This window comes from Planktothrix sp. FACHB-1355 (assembly GCF_014748295.1).
GTDB classification, from domain to species: domain Bacteria; phylum Cyanobacteriota; class Cyanobacteriia; order Cyanobacteriales; family Aerosakkonemataceae; genus Aerosakkonema; species Aerosakkonema funiforme_A.
In genome coordinates this window covers 1-3,826 of the sequence record NZ_JACJUP010000677.1, presented here as the reverse complement: position 1 = coordinate 3,826, position 3,826 = coordinate 1, and the positions used below count along the sequence as shown (strand labels likewise).

The 3,826-nt window shown below is 44.4% G+C and carries 4 protein-coding genes; 1 reads left to right on the top strand and 3 read right to left on the bottom strand.

All coding sequences use genetic code 11. From position 1 onward, the window contains the following. Nucleotides 1-34: 34 nt before the first annotated feature. The 3 genes from H6S82_RS22895 to H6S82_RS22885 form a co-directional block, all read right to left on the bottom strand. Entirely contained in the window at nucleotides 35-610 is a 576-nt protein-coding gene (locus H6S82_RS22895) for a GTPase domain-containing protein (RefSeq protein ID WP_190475626.1), read from the bottom strand. A 94-nt stretch (nucleotides 611-704) separates the two neighbouring features. Next, on the bottom strand, nucleotides 705-1,511 hold the full coding sequence (locus tag H6S82_RS22890; protein ID WP_242057076.1) for a CPBP family intramembrane glutamic endopeptidase: 807 nt from the start codon (nucleotides 1,509-1,511) through the stop codon (nucleotides 705-707). Between the two features lie 143 nt (nucleotides 1,512-1,654). Next, nucleotides 1,655-2,089, bottom strand: a complete 435-nt coding sequence (locus H6S82_RS22885; RefSeq protein WP_190475630.1) for an AbrB family transcriptional regulator — start codon at nucleotides 2,087-2,089, stop codon at nucleotides 1,655-1,657. A gap of 689 nt (nucleotides 2,090-2,778) precedes the next feature. On the opposite strand from H6S82_RS22885, the gene H6S82_RS22880 reads away from it, so the two are divergent. Further along, entirely contained in the window at nucleotides 2,779-3,807 is a 1,029-nt protein-coding gene (locus tag H6S82_RS22880) for a succinate dehydrogenase/fumarate reductase iron-sulfur subunit (RefSeq protein ID WP_190475632.1), read from the top strand. The last annotated feature ends 19 nt before the right edge of the window (nucleotides 3,808-3,826 follow it).

Genomic DNA, 3,826 nt, shown 5'->3' with positions numbered 1-3,826 from the left:
GGTAAAACTCTATTTTACCATTGGCGATCGCAGTTTAGTTTATATGTTGGAGATCTCTATTGTATTCAATCCAACGCATTCCTTTCGATTGTTCGTATCGCCACCTTTTGGCTTCAGCTTGAAAGTCGCAAAACAAATCTGCTTTGTGAATCGAAATCAGAATGTGTTGGACTGTAGCACAATTTTGATTGAAAAATTGCAGCCAGCTTGCCAAGTTATTAGTCCAAGCATCTGGACGCCGCAGTTCTTCTTCCGTTGTGATACGCTGGGGAGGCAGCAAGAGCAGCACCGCTTGACTTTTACGGACTTCTGTTTGGATACCCTGCCAAGCCGCCAATTTTGTTTCTTGCCACTCTTTAGATTTTTCCCAAGCTTCACCGGGAGTATCTATCCAACGAACTTGGATTTCCCTTTCCCCTCCCGGTAGCTTAACTTCCACTAGCAAGGTTTCTTCCTCTTTCCTAGAAGTACCTGCTATTAGACCAGTATCGGGATCGTAATATTTTTTCAGGTCGGTAAGCACTTTGACGTGCTTAGTACCTGGGTCATGCAAGGCTATGACCATACTTGTTTTCCCGACTTGTCGATCGCCTATCACCACCACGCTCATCCAGCACCACACCCGAAACTTGCGGCTATTTTACCACTGGTTTTCATTTTAGGGCTGTGATAATACGCACTCATCAGTTCAGAAACCGACTTTATCAAATCCTCATCAACACCAACCCAGTTGCCAACAAACACAAAATTCCCATTACCCCCGCCAAAGGTTTCTCCCAAAAACCCGTTATCCAAGGCGAAACTTTATCAGTATATTTAACCAATTTAGCTGTATCGATCGTAGCAATACCCCAAATCCAACCCGCGTGCAATCCCCACGCCAAACCCAAACTACCATTATCTACTAACCGCGCCGATACCAATACCATTCCCATCAACCACAGTCCCGGTAATTGCGGTAAAGTTTCCCGAATTTCCCAAACCAAATGCAGCAAGGCAAATATCGAACTGGAAATAATCGCTGCTATCCATATAGAATAATCCTGCTGAAGTTCGTTCAGCAGGAAACCGCGAAAAATTAACTCTTCTGTCCCGCTTACCCACAACCCTATTAACAGGGTAGTGAGCAGAATTTGTAAGAGTTTTGTATCTTTTTCTATCTGCCAATCAACCCAGCCTAACGCCCATTGTATAGCAAATAGGATCGCAATACCGATCGCACCTCCGGCAAGACCCAACCCCATCGAAAATAAAATTCTAGGGTTGAGTGTAATACCATAATTTGAGAAAGACACCCCCTCCACCCCAGCTATTCCCCATAATAATAGAGGCGCAATTAGGTAAAGGGATGCCAATAAAGGCAACTTTTGCTTTGCTTCCAATGGTTTGGGAGGATGCCATTTGAGTGCGATCGCTATAGGAATAGCTATGGGCAACCAACATATCACCCATACTAACAAAAAAGCGATCGCCCTCAAAAGTGCTGGAGCTTCAGCGACGAATAATAGCATTGCCCCAACTCTGCGCTCAAATAGGTTCATTGCCACTGCACCGCATCAATCGGGGGATTTCAAACATTAGCTGGAAAGGAAGCAATCATACCGCCCCCTTTGCTTTGGTGTCAGTGAATCAGCGTCAAGTGCGATTGGGATTTTTATTCCTCTTCCTCGCCTTCCTCGCCTTCCTCGGCTGCTACTTTACCATTCCTCGACCCATTTTTATCTGCATCAACTTGGATCAAGTGAATGTGCTTATAGCCCAGTTTTATTTCAAATTCATCACCGGGCTTTAATCCCATTGACTCCGTATAGGTCGAGCCTATAACAATCTGACCGTTTTTATGGACGCTAACTCGATAAGTCGCTTCGCGACCGCGACCGTCTTTCGCTCCTTCCGGATCGAGAGGAATACCCCGCGCCGCCAACAGAGCGTCATAAAAATCTGTCAGATTGACGCGGGCCTGGTTATTTTTCGATACCGAGTAGTACCCGCAGCGCTTTGCCGTTTCGCGCCTGGGTAAGTGGGAAAGTTCTTTTACTTTTTGAAGAAGTGCCTTTCCTGTTAATGGTGCTGTTGCAGTTTCAGTCATCTGTTTGTGAAAACTACGCTTTTTAGCTTAGTTAATAGATTAGGCTGTCAAGTTTAGCCATATAAAGAATATATCCTTAAATGTGGGTATTTTGGCAACTATTTCGAGCGAACTATACTCGAAATTAAATATTTTTTTGTGCTTTGGTAATTCCAGACTCGACTTTTGACGCTTGTAGTGCTTCTCGACAAAGGCGATCGAGCAGATTTCCCCCCAAAAAGATACATCCCGTTACAAAATTTGGAGTAAATGTCTGCAAAAATTGATTTACTGCTCTCAACGAGGAGAAACAACGTCTTATTTAATGATGTCTGAATAGTTGGCAGGAGAAACAGCCGTTTTGAAGGTGGCTGAAGTCTATCTACCTCACCACTCAAGTTAGAGGTTGCTCTGCTATCTAAGTAACGTTCCTCCTCTTTAAGCCAAATTTCATTACTTTTTGGGACATTTGAAAAATAAAAATCTATCTTTAAGAAGATTTACTCAAACAGACAGAACTATACTTCTAGAGTGGTTGGTAGAAGCTAATTTAAAAAAGCAGTATCCCCTTGCCAATGAAACTAAATTGTGCTGTGCTTGGCCGGGGTTGAGATGTTCGAGCTTACACTAGAAATAGTGGTACAGCTAGCTCTGGAGAAAAGGCGCTTTTTGCTACTGCGGATTTAGATATTGACATAAGGTTCCAGACAATGCAAGTTATTTTTAAAATTTTCAGGCAGAACGAGAATACTGGCCCTAGCTTTCAGACTTATCAGCTGGATGTAGAAGCGGGGAATACAATCCTAGATTGCCTGAATCGTATCAAGTGGGAACAAGATGGAAGTTTAGCGTTTCGCAAAAATTGTCGCAATACCATTTGTGGCAGTTGCGGGATGCGGATTAACGGTCGATCGGCTTTAGCTTGTAAAGAAAATGTTGGCAGCGAACTTTCTCGTCTGCAACAGGTAACCGCTAGCGCGACAAATTTAGATCCGACTGATATATTACCAGAATCGATCCCAGAGATTACGATCGCACCAATGGGCAATATGCCGGTGATTAAAGATTTGGTCGTCGATATGCAAAGTTTCTGGGATAACCTGGAAGCAGTCGAGCCTTACGTGAGTACTCGTGCAAGACAAGTTCCAGAACGGGAATTTCTGCAAACACCCGAAGAGAGATCGCGACTCGATCGCACAGGCAATTGTATTCTTTGTGGCGCTTGTTATTCCGAATGCAATGCCCGCGAAGTCAACCCAGAATTTGTCGGGCCTCACGCTTTAGCTAAAGCTTATCGGATGGTAGCAGATTCTCGCGACGATCGAACAGAATCTCGTCTAGAACAATACAATCAAGGTACTAAGGGGGTGTGGGGTTGCACCCGCTGTTTTTACTGCAACGCAGTATGTCCGATGGATGTAGCGCCGATGGATCGCATTGGGGAAATTAAAAATGAAATTCTCGCTCGCAAGAATGAGCAAGACAGTCGATCGATTCGCCACCGTAAAGTATTGGTAGAGCTAGTTAAACAAGGCGGCTGGATTGACGAACGCAAGTTTGGTTTGCAGGTTGTCGGTAACTCTTTTAAGGATATTAAAGGACTGATTAGCTTGGGGCCATTGGGATTGCGGATGCTGATCGGAGGCAAATTTCCCTTCCGATTTGAACCTTCTGCCGGTACTGAAGAAGTGCGATCGTTAATTGAATCCGTTCGGGAACTGGAGGAAAAAAGAGATTAGGGGTTAGGGGCTAGGGGTT